Origin of the sequence: Micromonospora craniellae, assembly GCF_014764405.1 — a bacterium.
Classification (GTDB): Bacteria; Actinomycetota; Actinomycetes; order Mycobacteriales; family Micromonosporaceae; genus Micromonospora; species Micromonospora craniellae.
In genome coordinates, this window is record NZ_CP061725.1 from 5717790 (window position 1) to 5734974 (window position 17185).

The window sequence follows — 17185 nt, forward strand, 5'->3', positions numbered from 1 at the left end:
GCTTCCTTCCAGTCGCGCGGGCCGCCTATCGGCGGTCGACCGCCGGATCGGGGGCGCCGAGGGTGTCGCCCTCGACGAACTCGCAGGGGAGAAGTCGTTGCTGGACGCCGTCGGCGCTGCCGTCGATGACCGCGGTCAGCACCTCGACCGACTGCCGGCCCATCTCCTCGCGGGGGATGTGGAACCCGGTGAAGGCGGTGTCGGTGGGCACCGGCACGGTCGGGTCGCCGAGCGTCAGGATCGACAGGTCACCGGGTACGCGCAGCCCGCGTCGGCGGGCGGCCGACTCCAGCGCCACGGCGGTGGCGAAGTCCTCCACGAAGACGACGGTGCTGCCGCCGGCGACCAGGTCGTCCAGGACGGCGTCGGCGTCGCGGGTCGGGTGGGTCAGGCGGCGGGCGGCCTCCGCGTCCGGTGCGGCGGCGTCGAACCCGCGCCAGCGGTCGGCCGAGGACTCGGCGGTGGCGTCCACGCCCAGGTAGGCCAGTCGCCGGTGCCCGCGTGCCAGGGCCAGCTCGACGAGTTGGCGCACCGCGGCGGCGTAGTCGGTGCCGACGTAGGGGACCGGCCCACCGGCGTCGTCGCGGCGGCCCACCGCGACGTACGGGTACCCGTCGCGGTTGAGCCGGAGCAGCTCGGCTGCGTCGATCTCGCGGCCGAGCAGGATGCACCCGTCGGCCAGGCGCAGCCGGTTGTCCCGGTGGAAGATCCGTCGACGCCCGTCGACCACCGGTGCGCTGGTGAACAGCAGCAGGTCGCAGCCGACCCGTTCGGCGTACTCCTCGATGCCGAGCAGGAAGGGGTGGAAGAAGTCCCGGCTGCCGCTGGGGAACGCCGGCTCGTAGGTGAAGACACCGATGATCCGGTTGAACCGAGACGCGAGACGACGAGCGACCGGGTCGGCGGCGTACCCGGTCTCGGCGATCACCCGCAGCACCCGGTCCCGGGTCTCGGGGGCGATGCGGACCTCCGCGTCGGCGCGGTTGTTGAGCACCAGCGACACGGTCGCCTGGCTGACGCCGGCCATCCGTGCGATGTCACGTTGCGTGACGCGTCGGGGTGCAGGAGGCACGGGGCAGTCCTTCCACTACCGCTAATGCGTATTAGCGTTCGGGGTTGGGAAGGAGCTTCGCGGCCGAACCCGATCTATGTCAAGAGGCTAATCCGTATTAGTGCGCGGCCCGGACACCCCGGCGCCCGCCGTGGGCTGCACTAGTTCAGTACTCCCATAATTCAGCTACGAACTGGCCGACCCTCGGCTGGCACACTCCCTGGGTGACCTGCTCGGGCTGGTCCTGGCCGTCGACCCGGCGGCCTTCCGTACCGGCGCCGGACGGTCAGGGCGAGGTGGCCTTGACCACGACCGCCTCCGGGGCCGGTGGCTGTTCGGCGGGCGGGAGCCGCCGGGCCAGCCGCCGGACCGCGGTGTTGAGCACGGCGATCAGCGGTACCGCGATGAGCGCGCCGAAGATGCCGTCGAGCACCACACCGGCGGTGACCGCCAGCACCACGGGCAGCGGGTGCAGCGCCACCGCCCGCCCCATGATCCACGGCTGGAGGACGTTCCCCTCGACCTGCTGCACCACGATCACCGCGCCGAGGATGAACAGCGCGGTGACCCAGCCGCCGTCGACCAGGGCGACCAGCACCGCCACCGCGCCGGAGAGCGTGGCACCGACGATCGGGATGAACGCGCCGAGGAACACCAGCGCGGCCAGGGCGAAGGCGAACGGCACGTCGAACAGCACCAGCGCGATGCCGATGCCCACTGCGTCGATGAATGCCACCAGCACGGTGGCCCGGACGTAGGCGACCAGGGTCTGCCACGAGGCGCTGCCCGCGTCGTCGAGCCGCCAGCGGGCGGCGGCCGGGAACATCCCGACGATGAACCGCCAGATGCGCTGGCCGTCGCGGAGGAAGAAGAAGGTGGCGAAGAGGACCAGCAGCGCGCCGGTGAAGATCTCCACCACCGTGCCGGCGGTGGAGAGCGCGCCGGTGGTCAGCGCCTGCGTGTTCTCGTTGATCCAGTTCTGTCCGGCCTGGATGTACTGGTTCAGTGTGCCGTCGGAGAGGTTCAGCGGCCCGTCGCGCAGCCAGTTCTGGATCTGGCCGATGCCGTCGGCCGCGTTGCGGCTGAGGTCGGGCAGGCCGGTGATGAACTCGTTGACCACCAAGGTCAACGTGCCGACCACGGCGGCCAGCCCGCCGATCAGCACCACGGCGGTGGCCAGCGTACGGGGGAAACGGGCCCGCAGGAGCCAGCCGACGGCCGGTGCCAGCAGCGCGGAGAGCAGCAACGCCACCAGCAGCGGCACGATCACGACGCGGATGGTGCCCATGAACCGCAGCATCGCCCAGCCGACGATGCCGATGACGATGATCCGCCACGACCACGCGGCGGCGATCCGCAACGAGTGCGGCACCCCGGCGTCGTCCCGGCTGACCGTCGAGGGGTGGCCGTCCTCGGCACCTGCGCCGTTCCCGCTGCGTGGATCGGGGATGGGCCGGGCGAGTTCCTCCGCGCGGTCGGCCCGCCGGGTGCGTTCCCGAGCCCGGGCCACGCGCACCGACTCGCGTCCCCCGTCGTACGCCCGGCGCAGTCGTTGCCGCATCTGCTTGAACCGGCTCAAGGGAACCCCCAGTTGAAGATCGGTCGGTACACCGTAACGGGTCGAGGCACGCACCGACACGGTGACCAGGGCCGAGGGGGCGCTGCCCGGCCCGGGCACGTGCCCGACCACCCACCGAGGGGCGCGCCGCTGCGTAGACTTCCGTCTCGGACGATCGCCCTGCTCACGGTCGCTCTCGACGCGCCACACGGCGGTGCCGACGAGGTGCGGAAGAGGTTCATGACCAAGACGTACGACGTACCGCTGCTGGTGCTGACCGTGGCGACCGGGGCGATCGACGGCGTCAGTTTCCTCGCCCTGGACCGGGTCTTCACCGGCAACATGACGGGCAACGTGCTCTTCATCGGCTTCGGCCTGGCCGGCGTACCCGGCCTGCCGGTGCTCAACAACCTGGTGGCGCTGCTGGCCTTCATGCTCGGCGCGGTGCTCGCCGCCCGGCTGACCCGGGGTGCCGGCGGCCCGGCGAAACTGCCTCGGTCCGGCCTGGTCGTCCTGGTGACCGGGAGCACGCTGACGCTGGCGCTGGCCGTGCTCTGGCTCGGCACCGGAGCACCGGGCACGATTGCCATGATCGTCGTCACCGCGTTGTTGGCGCTGGTGCTCGGCGCCCAGGCCGCAGCGGTCCGACACGTTGGCATCCGGGACCTCTCCACGGTGGTGGTGACGATGACGATGGTCAACCTCTCGGCGGACAGCCGGGCCGCCGGGGGTGCGGGCGCGGCGTGGGTCCGGCGGCTCGCCGCGATCGTCGCGATGGGACTCGGTGCCCTGGTCGCGGCGATCCTGACGCTGCGGGTCGACGGGTCGTGGGCGCTGCTGACGGCGGGAACGGTGATGGCGGCCGGTACGGCGATGGTCGCGGCGGTCCGCCGCCGGGAGGTAGCTGCCGCGAGGGAGGCGACGGCGAGTGACCCGGTCGCCTGACGAGCGGCTGGTGAACTTGTGCTGGTCACGCCGGAGCATCCCGGGGCGGATCTGCGGATGCGACGCGGCGTGCGGCGAGGCCGTCGAGCATGAGGTCGAGTTTTCGGATGAACCAGTCGCGGGGGAGAGTGGCTATCGCCTCGTGCATGGCAGCGCGCACCGCAGCACGACCGGGTGGACTGTCCGGTAGAGGTGTCCAGAGCGCCGCGAGTTGCTCACGGGCGTCGGGGCTGGCTCTGTCCTCTCGCCGGGAGAGGTCTTCGACGCCTCGACGGTGGTCGATGGTGAGGTCGATGGCGGTGTCGACGGCGAGAACGGCTTCGTGGGCTGTGAAACCCCGCTCGGTGAGTGCCAGGGCGAGGTCGTCGTACAGGTCCGTCATCCGTGGCGGCACGACCGAGCCGGACAGCTCGGTCACGGCTCCGGGATGGGTGGCGAGGAGGTCCCAGAGGGTGGTGGCATGCCGGTGGAGGATCTCCCGCCAGGAGCCGGTGACCTCCGGCCAGGTCGTCCTGTCGAGGACGTGGTCCCATGCCAGGGCGAGCAACTCGGCCCGGGTCGGTGTGTATCGGTAGAGCGTCATGGTGGATACGCCGAGCCGCCCCGCGACGGCGGGAACGGTCAGTCCGGCGAAGCCCTCGGCGAGCACCGCGTCGGCGATGTCGGTTTCGGTGATCTTGCGTGGTCGGCCCGATCTGGCGGCGCTCATGGTGCGATCAGCCTCCATGCCGTCGCCGCCGTCAGTGCCTGCCAGTGCGTGGCGTAGCCGCCGTCGTGGGCGAGGAGTTCGTCGTGGGTGCCGCGCTCGGCGATCCGCCCGTTCTCGATGAAGAGGATCTGGTCAGCCTCGGTGATCGTGGTCAGCTGGTGGGCGATGACGATGACGGTGCGGTCACGCGCGAGTTCCTGGATGGCGGCGGTGACCAAGTTCCCGTTCTCGGCGTCGAGGGAGGCGGTGGCTTCGTCCAGGAGCAGTACCGGGGCGTCCTTGAGGAAGGCGCGGGCGAGCGCGACCCGCTGCCGCTCCCCGCCGGACAGGCGCGCACCGCCTTCACCGACCTGGCTGTGCCAGCCTTCCGGGAGCGCGGCGATCACCTCGGTGAGACCGGACCGTGCGGCCACGTCATCGAGGTCGACATCGGTGGCGTCTTCGCGGGCGAGGCGGAGGTTGTCGGCCAAGGTGCCGGAGAACAGGTAGCTGTCCTGGAAGACCGGGGAGATCGCCCGGTGCAGATACTCGGCGCCGAGCCCGGTGAGCGGGACGCCGCCGAGGCGGATCTGTCCGTGCTGGGGGTCGAAGAACCGGGCGGCGAGCCGGATGATCGTCGACTTGCCTCCACCGGACGGGCCGACGATGGCAGTCGTGGTTCCCTGTGCCACTGTGAAGGTGATGTCGTGCAGGACAGGGGTGTCGTCGTAGGCGAAAGAGACGTGATCGAAGGCGAGCGTCGCGTCTGCCGGCGCCGTGGGCGTGACCGGTTCCGGCAGCGGCCTGGTGTCCAGGACGGCATCGGCGGCGTCCATCTGCGCCGCACAGATGCGGATGACGGTGGCGTTGGCGGCGACGTCGCCGAGGGGTGTGACGATCAGATTGATGACCGGGAGCGTGGCCAGCAGCGTCGCCAGCGCCACCGGATCGGTGATGCCTGCGGCAAGCGCGATGACCAGGGACAGCAGTGCGAGGAGAACGAGGCGGGCGATGAACCCGTTGACGATCAGCGGCGGTAGCACGAGCCACAACTGTCTGCGTTCGGCACGGGCCTGCTCCTGGAGCGAGCGGTCGAACTGCTCGGCAGCGGTGCCCTGCCGCCCGAAGGTGCGCAGCACCGGCTGGGACTGGGCGAACTCCACCATCCGGTCGCTTGCTGCCGCCGTGGTTTCGTTGACTGCGGCATCGGCTCGCCGCCCGAGGCGTCCGGCCCACCAGAACACCACCAGCACGGCCGGAACGGCGGCGAGCGCCACCAGCCCGATCCGCCAGTCGACGACGATCAGCGTGACGATGAGCACGAGCGGGACCAGGATCGACCGCAGCAGGGCGGCGAGTTGACGGACCGGCAGGGCGAGGATGTCCATGACGCCCTTGCTCAACGTCAGTCCCAGCGTGCTCGTGTGCTCCGGGGTGAACCAGCCCAGTGGCAGCGTCGCGACGTGGTCACCGAGCCGGTGGCGCAACCGGTCGAGGATGGTGCTGCCGACGTCGAATCCTTTTACCGTGGCCCGATAGTCGACGAGCCACGTCACCACGGCCGAGAGCGCGAAGCCGCCTATCCACCAGACCAGTTCCGCGTGAGTGCCAGTCAGCAGCGCTCGCACGATCGGGATCGTGAACGCCAGGGTGATCCCCTGCAGGAGGGTTGCGGCGATGATCCATCGCAGTTGACGACGCAGCAGGTGGGCCTGCTCGGGGCCGAGGTAGCGGGAGAGCCGACGGATCATCGCGGGTGTCCTTTCGTGGCGTTCTGGATCGCCGGAGGCTGTGCGCGGTCGGCCGGGTGCTGTGCGTGCCACAGCCGGTGATACGTGCCGCGCCGTTCGATCAGATCCCGGTGGGTGCCGTCCTCGACGATGCGGCCGTCGTCGAGGACGAGGATGCGGTCGGCGGCCTTGACCGAATCGAGTCGGTGGGCGATGACGATGATGGTCCGGGAGCGCTGGGAGACCAGCGCCGACAACCCGGCCTGGATGGCCCTGGCGTTCGCGGCGTCGGCGGCGGAGGTGGCCTCGTCGAGCACGAGCACCTCGGGGTCGAGCAGGAGCGCACGTGCGATGGAGACCCGTTGCGCCTCCCCGCCGGACAGTCGTGCATCGTCGCCGATGACGGAGTCGTAGCCACGCGGCAGTTCGAGGATGCGGTCGTGGATGCGTGCGGTCTTCGCCACCTGCTCGAGGTCGGCGAGCGAGGCGTCCGGGCGAGCCAGGGCGATGTTCTCCGCGACACTCATCCGTAGCAGGCGCACATTCTGGAACACGGCACCGACCGTGCGGAACAACTCGTCCGACGCCACATCGGGGAGGGGGACGCCGCCGAGGAGCACCCGGCCGGCAGCGGGATCGGCGTAGCGCAACACGAGCCGGGCCAGGGTCGTCTTGCCTGAGCCCGACGCCCCGACGATCGCGGTGACCGTACCGGGCTCGAAAGCCACGCTGACGTCGCGCAGCACCATCCGCGTGGTGTCGTAGCCGAAGCTGACCCGGTCGAACTCGATCCTCGACCCGTCGGGTAGGGACGGTGCGGGCGGCTCGGGAAGCTGCTCGGTGTCCAGGAGGTCGTGCAAGCGTGCGGCGGCACCGTTCGCCATCTGTAGTGCCATCACGTTCGAGGTCAGCACCGAGATCGGTCCGCCGATCCCCAGACCGACGAGGGCGAACGGGATCACCTGGACCGGCTGCATCCAGCCGAGCGAGACGAACCAACTACCGAACACGAGCGTGAGCAGCAGCAGCGCCGCAGGCGCGACGGCCAGATTCGCGATCGTCTCCGGTGCGATCATCGGCCTGGCCCACCCGATGAAGAATCTGGTGAAACGATCCGACGCCGACCGATAGGCGGCACTCGCCCGTCCCGTCTGGCCGAACGTCTTGACCACGGGGATACCGTCGACGAACTCCACGACCGCACTGTTGACGTCTTCGAGCACCCGGCCGTACTCGGCCATGTCCTTACCCATGCCCGCCAGCATCCGCCCGTAGATCACTATGAACACCGGCAACGGAACCAGCAGAACCAGCGCCAGCCGCCAGTCGACGACGAACAGGTAGGCGTACGCGGCGATCGGCGTGGCGACCGCGCCGGCAAGCTCGGCGTAGGAATGCGCCACCAGATGGTGCAGCGCGGTGACATCGTCCTGCATACCTTGCTTGACCCGCCCCGCACTGGTGTCGGTGAACCATCCCAGCGGTGCACCTCGGAGCCGCGCCGCCAACCTGCGGCGCAGAATCAGTGTCAGGTCGTTGTCCGCCAGGTGCGCGATCAGGTCCGCCGACGCCTTCAACACCAGACCCAGGCCCAGCAACACCAGGCCCGTGACCAGCACCGGCCAGATCCCGGGATCGCGGGCATCCGCGATCAGGCGTTCCGCGATGATCGCCCCCGTCACCAGCGGCGACAGCATCAACGCAGAGGCGATCGCCTGCACGACGATGACCACGATCAAACGGCCCCGAACCGGCCGTAACAGGGTCGCCATCGGACTCGACGTCGACTCCCGGTCACTCCGTGACGGCATGCCACCGCTCCTCTCAGCGGTTGTTCGCCGTCCACACGCCCAGCGGTGAGCCCTCGACAGCGACGAGAACCGTTCTCGGCGCCGAGCTTGCGTTATGCGCATAACAAAAGTCAACGGTGTCACGTGACACAGGCCGTGCTGGCGCATGAGGCAGGCGTCACCTGCGACCCCACCGACCGGGTAACCCTGGGGGTGATCGGTCGGCACCGGAATGCCAGCATGACGGCATGGATATCTACGAGGACGAGCGGACCGTGTCGCGGGCGGATCTGGCCGCGTGGCTGCGTCAGGTGGCGAGCCAGGTGGAGGCCGGGCAGGTCTTCTACGGTGCCGCCGGTGCCGTCGCCGTCGCCGACCAGGTGCACTGCGAGCTGGAGATCGAGCAGGAGGGCAAGGACGAGTACTCGATCGAGATCGAGTTCTCCTGGGTGAACCCGGCGGCCGAGGGGGAGAAGCCCGCGGCGGCCGAGGGGGAGAAGGCCGACGCGGAGAAGGCGGCGGCGACCGAGGCGGACGAGGAGCCGGAGACGGAGTCCTCCGCGACCGCCTAGCGGCGCGCCGATCCCGTCCGGGGAGGGCCGCCGTGACCGGAGCGGGCGGGACGACCCGCCCGCCCGGCGACGCGGCGCGCCCTCGCCGATGGCACCGACCCGGGCCGCAGGGCCGCCCTGCTCACCGCAGCCGGCCGCGCCGCCCGAACCAGTCCCGCGAGACCCGGGTGTTCAGCGCCCACAGCACCCAGACCAGCAGGATCGCCCCGACGCAGGTGATCGCGCCCCAGAGGCCGAGCGAGGCGGCGGCCAGCAGGCCGGTCAGCGCGTACGCCGGATAGGGCGCCCACTGGCGGCGGGCGGCCAGGGTGACCGCCACCAGCGTGCACGCCACGGCCATCACGGCGAAGAAGGCGGCGGCGCCGAGCGAGCCGCCGTCGACCACCGCCCGATGCGCGGTCGCCAACGCGAACAGCAGTGCCAGCACGGCGAACACGAGTACGGTGATCTGGACGGGTGTGGGCGTCGCGGGGTGTCGGAACGTGTCGCGGTAGCCGCCGTCGTGGGCTCGTCCGACCATACGGACAACGATGGGCGTCGACCCGCGACCGGAGTGGGCCACTGTCGCCAATGCGACACTTCCCGGCGGCCTAAGCTTCCCGCCATGGCCAGGTACTTCGACGTGCACCCGGACAACCCGCAGCCGCGCATCATCGGTCAGGTGATCGACGTCGTCCGGCGAGACGGCCTGATCGCCTACCCGACGGACTCGTGCTTCGCGCTGGGCAGCCGGCTCGGCAACAAGGACGGCATGGACCGGATCCGGGAGATCCGCCACCTCGACAGCGGTCACCACTTCACCCTGGTCTGCCGCGACTTCGCCCAGCTCGGCCAGTTCGTGCAGCTCGACAACGCGGTGTTCCGGGCGGTGAAGGCGGCCACCCCGGGCGGCTACACGTTCATCCTGCCGGCCACCCGGGAGGTTCCGCGCCGGCTGCTGCACCCGCGCAAGAAGACCGTGGGCGTACGCATCCCCGCGCATCCGGTCACCCGCGCGCTCCTCGACGAGTGGGGCGAGCCGTTGCTGTCGAGCACCCTGCTGCTGCCCGGCGACGACGAGCCGATGACCCAGGGCTGGGAGATCAAGGAACGCCTCGACCACGCCGTCGACGCGGTGGTCGACGCGGGGGAGTGCGGCACCGAGCCGACCACGGTGATCGACTTCTCGGACGGCGAGCCGGAGATCGTCCGGGTCGGCGCCGGTGACCCGACCCGTTTCGGCTGAGCACCTGCCGCCGGTGTCCCCGGGCCGCAGTCAGGGGCGGTGCCGCCGGGTGGCCGATGCCTGGCGGGTGGGGCGGCGCAGCACCGCGATCCGGTCGCCGCGGGTCTGCACCGACATCCGCCCGCCCGATCGGCGCCGCACCGTCAGGTCGAAGGTGCGCCCGCCGACCCGGACCCCCTCCAGCCGGAGGTCGGGCAGCCACGACGGCAGGTGCGGATCGAGCAGGATCGCCCGCAACGGCGCGGCCGGGCGCAGCGCCAGCAGCGCCTGCACGAGCGCGATGACCGCGCTGGCCGACCACGCCTGCGGGGAACAGGAGTCCGGGTAGACCCCGGGGTGCGGAAAGGTGTCGCGGGGCAGGCCACTGAGCACCTCGGGCAGGCGGTGCTCGGCGAAGAGGGCCGACGCCGCGAACGTCCCCTCGGCCAGCCGGTGCAGGTGGTCCCAGCAGCCGTACCGCGCGAGTCCGAGGCCGATGGTGCCGGCCTCGACCGGCCAGACACTGCCCCGATGGTACCTGAACGGGTTGTACGCCGGGTGCGCGGCGGAGAGCGTCCGGATGCCCCACCCGCTGAACATGTCGGGCGCGAGCAGCCGGTCGGCCACCATGGGCGCGATCCGGGTCGGCACGATCCCGGTGGCGAGCAGGTGGCCGTCGTTGGAGTTGACCGAGCGGACCGGCCGCCCGTCCGGGCCGAGGGCCATGGCGTAGCAGCCCCGGTCCGGCATCCAGAAGGCGCGGTGGAACCGGCGACGCAGGTCGCGCGCCCGGCGGAAGAGGCGGGCACCGACCGCAGGATGACCGGTCACCGTGAACGTCACGGCCGCGTGCCGCAGGGCGGCGTACCAGTACGCCTGCAACTCGCTGGTCGCGATCGGGTTCGGCACCAGCCGGCCGTGCTCGTCGACCACCGCGTCGTCGGAGTCCTTCCAGCCCTGGTTCTTCACCCCGTTGCGGGAGCGGCAGTGGTACTCCAGGAAACCGTCGAGGTCCTCGTCGCCGAACCGGTCGAGCCAGTCCAGGGCGCGGCGAGCCGCCGGCAGCAGTTCGCGGACCGTGTCGAGATCGGCCGTCCAGGCGTAGTACTGACCGAGGAAGACGAGGAAGTCCGGTGCGGTGGACCAGTCGCCGTGGTAGTGCGAGAGCGGGTCGAGGCCGAGTGCCGACATCGGCCCCTGGCGCGCCTCGTGCAGCGGTTTGCCGGGTTCCTCGTCGCGCCAGTCGTCGATCCGCTGCCCGAGGTGCTCGGCGTTGAGCCGGAGGCTGTCGGCGAGCATCGTCGGGCCGGCCAGCAGGGCCTGCCACGAGGCGGTCATCGTGTCCCGCCCGAAGATCTCCTGGTAGATCGGCAGGCCGGCGATCGGCGCGGTCGGTCCGGCCGGCTCGCCGAGGGGCAGCCCGGCCAGGTCCTCCGCCGCACACCGCCAGGCCGCCGTCACATCGAAGTTGGCGCTGGTCAACTGGGTGAACACGCGTTCCAGTCGGGCGCGTGCCGAGCCGGCCATGTCACCGGAGTCGGTGAAGCTCGGTGGCGGCGCGACGAGCCGTTCGCCGTCGAAGACGGGCTCGACGAGGATCTCCACCTGCCGGCGCTCGCGGGACGGCAGCGCCAGGTCGACCTCGAAGCCGTCGTCGGCGTACCGGATCGGCTGGTCCGTCCGGACCCGGATCGCCACCGCCCGGTCCAGGCCGTCGCAGCGGTACGTCAGTCGCAGCTCCCGCTCCTTCGGGTCCCACCGGCGCTCGACCGCGCCGGACTGCACGCGCTGGCCCCGCTCGGCCTCGACGGTGTCCGCGAAGTCGGCGTCCAACTCGATCCGCAGCCGCAGGTCCAGCGGTACGTCGGCGTAGCTGAGCACGGCCAGCCCGGTCCGCAGCCCGGCCCCCACGAACCGCGCCACGGTGAGGTACGCCGCCCGTGAGGGCAGCTGGTCACCGGCGCCCAGCTCGGCGTACGACAGTTGGGTGTACCCCTTGGACGGTCGCGGTGCTGAACGGCACAGGTAGAGCAGGTCGGGGCGGACACGCAGGTTGCGGACCCGGTTCATCCCTTTCCCCCCCCCGGCCTACGGTGGACCCCGCGTGGCGACGGCAGCGACACGCGGGGTCGGCGGTCGGCGGTTCCTACCCCTTCACCGCCCGGGTACACCTGCCCGCTGCCTTCGCCCAGTACCCGCGTAGCTCGTCGCCGTCGGCGTGGTCGCCGCTGAGGCTCACCGACCACATGTAGACACTGTGTGTATAGCACGCGTGTATAGTGGCGTTCATGTCTGTCGGTTACGCCCTTCTGGGTCTGCTGGAGCGGGGCCCGCGACACGGTTACGACCTGAAGCGCTCCTACGACGACCAGTTCGGTCGCGGTCGGTCGCTGCACTACGGGCAGGTCTACGCCACGCTCGCCCGCCTGCTCAAGAACGGTCTCGTCGAGGTCCGGTCCGAGCCCGGCGAGGGACCGGACCGCAAGCGGTACGCCATCACCGAGGCCGGCGTCACCGACGTCGAGCATTGGCTGGCCCGGCCGGAGCAGCCCGAGGTCTATCTGCAGAGCAAGCTCTACACCAAGGTCGTCCTGGCGCTGCTCACCGACCGTGACGCGGCCGACCTGCTCGACGTGCAGCGCGCCGCCCACCTGGGGCAGATGCGGGAGCTGACCCACCGCAAGCTCGCCGGTGACCTGGCCGACCAACTCGTCTGTGACCACGCCCTGTTCCACTTGGAAGCCGACCTGCGTTGGCTGGAGCTGACCGCCGCCCGGCTGGACCAGCTCCGCGCGCAGGTGCGAGAGGAGACGCGATGACCCCCGGAACGGACGCCCCGCTGCTGGAGGCGGAGGACCTGGTCAAGACGTTCGGCGCCACCCCGGCGCTGGACGGTGCGTCGCTGCGGGTGCACGCCGGTGAGGTGCTGGCCCTGATGGGTCCGTCGGGCTCCGGCAAGTCCACTCTGCTGCACTGCCTGGCCGGGATCGTCGCGCCGAACTCCGGCCAGGTCCGGTACGCCGGGCAGGACGTGGTCGCCATGTCGGACCAGCGTCGCAGCGCGCTGCGACGTACCGAGTTCGGGTTCGTGTTCCAGTTCGGGCAGCTCGTGCCGGAGTTGACCTGCCTGGAGAACGTGGCGCTGCCGTTGCGGCTGACCGGCGTACGGCGACGGGAGGCGGCGCGACGCGCGAGCGACGCGCTGGCCCAGCTGGAGGTCGGCGACGTGGCGGACAAGCGCCCCGGCGAGGTCTCCGGTGGCCAGGGCCAACGGGTGGCGGTGGCCCGTGCGCTGATCACCGGCCCTCGGGTGATCTTCGCCGACGAACCCACCGGCGCGCTCGACTCGCTCAACGGCGAGCGCGTGATGCGGCTGTTCGTCGAGGCGGCCCGGCAGACCGGCGCCGCGGTCGTGCTCGTCACGCACGAGGCGCGGGTGGCGGCGTACTCCGACCGGGAGGTCGTGGTGCGGGACGGGAAAATCCGTACCCCGGAGCACGTCCGATGAGCGCCGGGACGCGACGTGGCGCGTCGGCCTGGCTGGACGACCTGGCGCTGGGTGTCCGGCTGAGCGTGGCGGGCGGCCGGTCCGGCTGGGCCCGACTGGCCCTGATCTCGGTCGGCGTGGGCCTCGGGGTGGTGATGCTGCTGACCGCCGCCGCCCTGCCCTCGCTGGCCACCGCGCGCAGCGACCGGGAGGCGGCGCGCCTGCCCGGCCCGGAGGTGTCCGCACCCGGGCCGGACACCCTGCTGACCGTGGAGGTGGAGTCGCGCTACCGGGAGACCGACGTCAACGGTTGGCTGGTGCGGCCGGAGGGCGAGCGGGCCCCGCTGCCGCCCGGCGTCGACCGCCGGCTGGCCCCGGGGGAGATGGTCGCCTCGCCGGCCCTGGCCGAGCTGCTCGACTCGCCCGACGGCGCGTTGCTGCGTGAGCGGTGGGGCGGCCGGGTGGTCGGCACCATCGGCGCCGAAGGGCTCGCCGGCCCGGGTGAACGACTCTTCTACCTGGGCTCCGAGCAGGTGGACGAGGAGACCCTGGGCGCCCGGCGGATCGACTCGTACGGCGGCGACGGCCTGCGGGAGTCCGGGGGAGTGCCTCCGGTGCTGCTGGTGCTGGGCGTGCTGGGCCTGGTGGTCCTGCTGCTGCCGGTGATGATCTTTGTGACCACGGCGGTCCGGTTCGGAAGTGAGGCCCGCGACCGACAACTCGCCGCGATCCGGCTGGTCGGTGCGGACAGCGCGATGACCCGGCGGGTGGCGGCGGGGGAGAGCCTGATCGGCGCGATGCTCGGGCTGGCCCTCGGGGCGCTTGGATTCCTCGCTGCCCGCCGGGTGGCCGACGACCTGTTGCCGCCAGAATTCAGCTTCTTCACCGCCGACATGCGTCCGGTGCCCGGGTTGGCGTTGCTGGTCGTGGTGCTGGTGCCGACCGCCTCGGTCCTGGTCACCCTCTCCGCGCTGCGGCGGGTGGTGATCGAGCCGCTCGGCGTGGTCCGACGCGGTGGCGAGCGACACCGTCGGTTCTGGTGGCGGCCACTGCCGTCGCTGGTCGGACTCGCCCTGCTCGCCCCGCTGCTCGGCGGTCTCTCCGAGCAGACCGGCGGCCTGCTGGTGGAGCTGCAACTCGCCGCCGGAGCGACACTGCTCCTGGTCGGGGTCGCCCTGCTGCTGCCGTGGCTGGTGCAGGCGACAGTACGGCGGCTGGGCGGCGGCGGTGTGGCGTGGCAGCTCGCGGTACGCCGGTTGCAACTGGACAGTGACACCGCCGTCCGGGCCGTCTCCGGCATCGCGGTGTCGGTGGCCGGCGTCATCGCCGTGCAGGGAGTGCTCGGCGCGGCGCAGACGCAGAGTGCGAGCGACCTGAGCCCCGACGACGACTTCCAGGCCGTCGTCTACGTGTACGAACCGGGCACGCCCGACGGTCCGGCGCGGACCTGGGCCGAGGCACTGGCCGCCGCTACCGGAATCCGAGCCACCAGCGGCATGGCGGACCTGGGCACCGCCCCGGACGCGGCGCAGGTTCACCGGGTCTACGTCGCCGACTGCGCGGCCCTGCGCCAGTACGCCGAGCTGCCCTCCTGCGCCGACGGTGACAGCTTCGCCGGCCCGGGGGGCGCGTCGACGGCGGCGGGCACCACGCTCACCTTCGACGACGACGGCACGCCGATCCGCTGGACGGTGCCGGCCGAGGTCCCCACGGTGCGGCAGTACTCCACGCTGGTCGTGGCGGACTTCCTGCTCACCCCCGGAGCGTTGCAGGTGCCACCGGTCAATCCGGGCACCGTGCTCGTCGCGTACGACCCGGCCGACCGGAACGCGGTGGAGCACCTGCGCAACGCCGTCGCGCGGGTGGACCCGACGGCGGTCGTGCAGACGTTCGAGGAACGGCGCACCTCCTCAGTGCTGGCCGGTTACCAACAGGCGCTCCAGATCGGCGCGGCCGTCCTGCTGCTGGTCATCGGCGCGAGCATGTTGGTCAACATCCTCGAACAGTTGCGCGAGCGGCGGCGGCCGTTGGCGGTGCTCAGCGCGTTCGGCGCCCGCCGCCGCAGCCTCTCCGGATCCGTGCTCCTGCAGGTGGCGATCCCGGTGACGCTGGGCATGCTGCTGGCGGTGGTGAGCGGTAGTGCGGTGGCGGCCCTGCTCCAGTCGGCCGCCGGGATCGACGTCGGCGTCAACTGGGCGGCGATCGCCGGGGTGTCCGGCACCGCCGCGGTGCTGGTGCTCGCGGTCACCGCCGCCAGCCTGCCGCTGCTGTGGCGGTTGACCCGGGCCGAGGGGCTGCGTAGCGAGTAGCGCACCCGACCCGCGGATTCGCGGCGCGGCCCCGCCACGCCGCGAATCCGCTTGACCTGAACCGAGGTTGAGGTTGGACGCTCTGCACCATGACGACCTCGACGGGCGCGGCACCCCCGCGCCGGGCGCTCGCCACCGACATGGTCGTCCGGGCGGCCCCGCCGGAGCGGGCCGGTGCGGCGGCGGCGATCTCCTCGACGGCGCCGCAACTGGGCGGCGCCTTCGGCATCGCGCTCCTGGGAAGTCTGATCACGGCGGTCTACCGGCACGACATGGCCACGGCTTCCCGGTGGCGGCTGTGGCGAGCGCCGTGCTGATGGCGGGTACGGCCCTGCTGGTCGTCACCACGCTGCGGCGGCGCGCCGAGCGCCGTCAGCCGGCTTCCGTGTCCGCGGAGGGCACTGGCGGCTGACGGGCTGTGCGTCCACCAGCGGTACGACTACCGTTGCGGTCGGCGACGGGTCGCAGACCGGAGGTGGACGAGGACATGGGTGCCGGCACGCTTCTCGCGGTCAGCGACCTGCACGTGGGCTACGCCGAGAACCGGCAGATCGCGGCGGGACTGCGACCGCGGTCCGACGAGGACTGGCTCCTCGTCGCCGGAGACATCGGCGACGCGTACGCCGACGTGGAGTGGACACTGCGGACGCTCGTCGAGCGGTTCCACACCGTGGTCTGGGCACCGGGCAACCACGAACTGTGGACCCCACGCCACGACCCGGTGCAGCTCCGCGGCGAGCAGCGGTACCAGCACATCGTCGAGCTGTGCCGCACGCTCGGCGTGTACACACCGGAGGACGAGTACCCGATCTGGCGGGGCCCTGGCGGGCCGGTGCTCGTCGCCCCGCTGTTCGTGCTCTACGACTACTCCTTCCGGGCACCCGGCACCGCCACCAGGGAGGAGTCGCTGGCGCGGGCGTACGCCACCGGGATCGTCTGCACCGACGAGTTCATGCTGCACCCGGACCCGCACCCGACCCGGGAGGCGTGGTGCTGGGCCCGGGTGGCGTACACCCGGCAGCGGCTGGACGCCTGCGACCCGAGCCTGCCGACCGTCCTGGTCAACCACTACCCGTTGGTACGCGAGCCGACCGACATATTGCGTTACCCGGAGTTCGCCCAGTGGTGCGGGACGGAACACACGGCCGACTGGCACGTCCGGTACCGTGCGGCGGCGGTGGTCTACGGACACCTGCACATCCCCCGGACGACCTGGCACGACGAGGTGCCGTTCCAGGAGGTGTCGCTGGGCTACCCGCGCGAGTGGCGACCACGTGGCGGACGACCCGAGGTGCCGCGCCCGGTGGTGTTCGGCGGCGTGCCCGCGACCCGGACACCGGACCCCGGCAGTGGGCGTACCGGCTGAGCCTCAGCCCTCGGTCCACCCGTGCCGGGTGGCGATCCGGATCACCTGATCCCGCAACCGGACGATCTGACCCGCCGTGAGATCCGGGGCGGCCTGGATGAACGCCTCCGTCACCTCGGCACGCAGCGCCGCGACGGAGAGCACGTCACAGGTGGCGTCCTCGTCGTAATCGTCGGAGGCGGTGACCGGGGCGGCACTGACCGGGCGGCGCTCCGCGGCGACGAGCCTGACGTCGTAGCCCTTGAGGCCCCGCTCGCCCTCCTTGATCTGGAACTCCACCCTGGTGCCCGGTGTGATCGCCTGCTTGCCGTCCATCAGGTCGTTCGCGTGGACGAACACGTCCTCGCCGCCCTCCTCCGGGGCGATGAAGCCGTATCCCTTCACCTCGTCGAACCGGACCACGCGCCCTATCGCCACAACACTTCCCCTCCACTGACCTGCCACACGCCGTCGTACTGCCGCACCCCGACCGGCCCCGCGACGTC

Annotated in this window: 16 protein-coding genes and 1 pseudogene; 9 read left to right on the plus strand and 8 right to left on the minus strand. The window is 71.5% G+C overall.

Annotation, left to right across the window (positions count from 1 at the left end; genetic code table 11):
• Window positions 1–25: 25 nt before the first annotated feature.
• Window positions 26–1072 carry a LacI family DNA-binding transcriptional regulator gene (locus ID554_RS25970; RefSeq protein ID WP_117228164.1) on the minus strand — a complete coding sequence of 349 codons (1047 nt, stop codon included), beginning with the start codon at window positions 1070–1072 and terminating at the stop codon, window positions 26–28.
• Window positions 1073–1238: 166 nt separating this feature from the next.
• Here ID554_RS25970 and ID554_RS32015 point away from each other — a divergent pair.
• Window positions 1239–1316, plus strand: a pseudogene (locus ID554_RS32015) (transcriptional regulator); the annotation flags it as partial.
• Between the two features lie 21 nt (window positions 1317–1337).
• Here the strand turns inward: ID554_RS32015 and ID554_RS25975 are convergent.
• Window positions 1338–2612, minus strand: a complete 1275-nt coding sequence (locus ID554_RS25975) for an AI-2E family transporter (RefSeq protein WP_117228206.1) — start codon at window positions 2610–2612, stop codon at window positions 1338–1340.
• 237 nt (window positions 2613–2849) lie between these two features.
• Between ID554_RS25975 and ID554_RS25980 the strand changes: the two genes are divergently transcribed.
• Window positions 2850–3554 carry a YoaK family protein gene (locus ID554_RS25980; RefSeq protein ID WP_117228163.1) on the plus strand — a complete coding sequence of 235 codons (705 nt, stop codon included), beginning with the start codon at window positions 2850–2852 and terminating at the stop codon, window positions 3552–3554.
• Window positions 3555–3579: 25 nt separating this feature from the next.
• Here ID554_RS25980 and ID554_RS25985 read toward each other — a convergent pair whose 3' ends face one another.
• Genes ID554_RS25985 through ID554_RS25995 form a run of 3 tightly spaced genes read right to left on the minus strand, consistent with a single transcriptional unit; the run spans window position 3580 to window position 7783 of the window.
• Window positions 3580–4263 carry a TetR/AcrR family transcriptional regulator gene (locus tag ID554_RS25985; RefSeq protein WP_158573726.1) on the minus strand — a complete coding sequence of 228 codons (684 nt, stop codon included), beginning with the start codon at window positions 4261–4263 and terminating at the stop codon, window positions 3580–3582.
• On the minus strand, window positions 4260–5993 hold the full coding sequence (locus ID554_RS25990) for an ABC transporter ATP-binding protein (RefSeq protein ID WP_117228161.1): 1734 nt from the start codon (window positions 5991–5993) through the stop codon (window positions 4260–4262). The genes ID554_RS25985 and ID554_RS25990 overlap by 4 nt, the downstream gene beginning before the upstream one ends.
• Window positions 5990–7783, minus strand: a complete 1794-nt coding sequence (locus ID554_RS25995) for an ABC transporter ATP-binding protein (protein WP_199489184.1) — start codon at window positions 7781–7783, stop codon at window positions 5990–5992. Before ID554_RS25995 ends, ID554_RS25990 begins: the two co-directional genes overlap by 4 nt.
• Before the next feature lie 227 nt (window positions 7784–8010).
• Here ID554_RS25995 and ID554_RS26000 point away from each other — a divergent pair, with 227 nt between their 5' ends.
• Window positions 8011–8334, plus strand: a complete 324-nt coding sequence (locus ID554_RS26000; RefSeq protein ID WP_117228159.1) for an amphi-Trp domain-containing protein — start codon at window positions 8011–8013, stop codon at window positions 8332–8334.
• A 121-nt stretch (window positions 8335–8455) separates the two neighbouring features.
• Here the strand turns inward: ID554_RS26000 and ID554_RS26005 are convergent, their stop codons facing one another.
• On the minus strand, window positions 8456–8854 hold the full coding sequence (locus tag ID554_RS26005) for a hypothetical protein (protein WP_117228158.1): 399 nt from the start codon (window positions 8852–8854) through the stop codon (window positions 8456–8458).
• Window positions 8855–8938: 84 nt separating this feature from the next.
• Here ID554_RS26005 and ID554_RS26010 point away from each other — a divergent pair, with 84 nt between their 5' ends.
• The gene (locus tag ID554_RS26010; RefSeq protein ID WP_117228157.1) at window positions 8939–9559 is read left to right on the plus strand and encodes an L-threonylcarbamoyladenylate synthase; all 621 of its coding nucleotides are present in this window, start codon (window positions 8939–8941) and stop codon (window positions 9557–9559) included.
• Between the two features lie 30 nt (window positions 9560–9589).
• On the opposite strand, the gene ID554_RS26015 is transcribed toward ID554_RS26010, so the two are convergent.
• The gene (locus ID554_RS26015; protein WP_117228156.1) at window positions 9590–11608 is read right to left on the minus strand and encodes a glycogen debranching N-terminal domain-containing protein; all 2019 of its coding nucleotides are present in this window, start codon (window positions 11606–11608) and stop codon (window positions 9590–9592) included.
• Between the two features lie 218 nt (window positions 11609–11826).
• Between ID554_RS26015 and ID554_RS26020 the strand changes: the two genes are divergently transcribed.
• The 5 genes from ID554_RS26020 to ID554_RS26040 all read left to right on the plus strand — a co-directional run bounded on the left by ID554_RS26020 (window position 11827) and on the right by ID554_RS26040 (window position 16700).
• Window positions 11827–12357, plus strand: a complete 531-nt coding sequence (locus ID554_RS26020; protein WP_117228205.1) for a PadR family transcriptional regulator — start codon at window positions 11827–11829, stop codon at window positions 12355–12357.
• Window positions 12354–13046 (plus strand): ABC transporter ATP-binding protein, encoded by a 693-nt coding sequence (locus tag ID554_RS26025; RefSeq protein ID WP_117228155.1) that lies wholly within the window; start codon window positions 12354–12356, stop codon window positions 13044–13046. The genes ID554_RS26020 and ID554_RS26025 overlap by 4 nt, the downstream gene beginning before the upstream one ends.
• Window positions 13043–15334, plus strand: a complete 2292-nt coding sequence (locus ID554_RS26030) for an ABC transporter permease (RefSeq protein WP_117228154.1) — start codon at window positions 13043–13045, stop codon at window positions 15332–15334. The genes ID554_RS26025 and ID554_RS26030 overlap by 4 nt, the downstream gene beginning before the upstream one ends.
• An 89-nt stretch (window positions 15335–15423) precedes the next feature.
• Window positions 15424–15651 (plus strand): hypothetical protein, encoded by a 228-nt coding sequence (locus ID554_RS26035; protein WP_117228153.1) that lies wholly within the window; start codon window positions 15424–15426, stop codon window positions 15649–15651.
• 170 nt (window positions 15652–15821) lie between these two features.
• A complete protein-coding gene (locus ID554_RS26040; RefSeq protein ID WP_117228204.1) occupies window positions 15822–16700 on the plus strand; it encodes a metallophosphoesterase family protein in 879 nt (292 codons plus the stop codon).
• 3 nt (window positions 16701–16703) lie between these two features.
• Here the strand turns inward: ID554_RS26040 and ID554_RS26045 are convergent, their stop codons facing one another.
• Window positions 16704–17102, minus strand: coding sequence for a cold-shock protein (locus ID554_RS26045; protein ID WP_263407306.1), 399 nt, complete (start codon window positions 17100–17102; stop codon window positions 16704–16706).
• Window positions 17103–17185: the final 83 nt, after the last annotated feature.

Coding starts and splice junctions, on each gene's coding strand:
- ID554_RS26000 (WP_117228159.1), top strand. CDS start 8,011: ATGGATATCTACGAGGACGAGCGGACCGTGTCGCGGGCGGATCTGGCC.
- ID554_RS26035 (WP_117228153.1), top strand. CDS start 15,424: ATGACGACCTCGACGGGCGCGGCACCCCCGCGCCGGGCGCTCGCCACC.
- ID554_RS25985 (WP_158573726.1), bottom strand. CDS start 4,263: ATGAGCGCCGCCAGATCGGGCCGACCACGCAAGATCACCGAAACCGAC.
- ID554_RS26025 (WP_117228155.1), top strand. CDS start 12,354: ATGACCCCCGGAACGGACGCCCCGCTGCTGGAGGCGGAGGACCTGGTC.
- ID554_RS25980 (WP_117228163.1), top strand. CDS start 2,850: ATGACCAAGACGTACGACGTACCGCTGCTGGTGCTGACCGTGGCGACC.
- ID554_RS26005 (WP_117228158.1), bottom strand. CDS start 8,854: ATGGTCGGACGAGCCCACGACGGCGGCTACCGCGACACGTTCCGACAC.
- ID554_RS25975 (WP_117228206.1), bottom strand. CDS start 2,612: ATGCGGCAACGACTGCGCCGGGCGTACGACGGGGGACGCGAGTCGGTG.
- ID554_RS25995 (WP_199489184.1), bottom strand. CDS start 7,783: ATGCCGTCACGGAGTGACCGGGAGTCGACGTCGAGTCCGATGGCGACC.
- ID554_RS26010 (WP_117228157.1), top strand. CDS start 8,939: ATGGCCAGGTACTTCGACGTGCACCCGGACAACCCGCAGCCGCGCATC.
- ID554_RS26040 (WP_117228204.1), top strand. CDS start 15,822: ATGGGTGCCGGCACGCTTCTCGCGGTCAGCGACCTGCACGTGGGCTAC.
- ID554_RS25990 (WP_117228161.1), bottom strand. CDS start 5,993: ATGATCCGTCGGCTCTCCCGCTACCTCGGCCCCGAGCAGGCCCACCTG.
- ID554_RS26030 (WP_117228154.1), top strand. CDS start 13,043: ATGAGCGCCGGGACGCGACGTGGCGCGTCGGCCTGGCTGGACGACCTG.
- ID554_RS26015 (WP_117228156.1), bottom strand. CDS start 11,608: ATGAACCGGGTCCGCAACCTGCGTGTCCGCCCCGACCTGCTCTACCTG.
- ID554_RS26020 (WP_117228205.1), top strand. CDS start 11,827: ATGTCTGTCGGTTACGCCCTTCTGGGTCTGCTGGAGCGGGGCCCGCGA.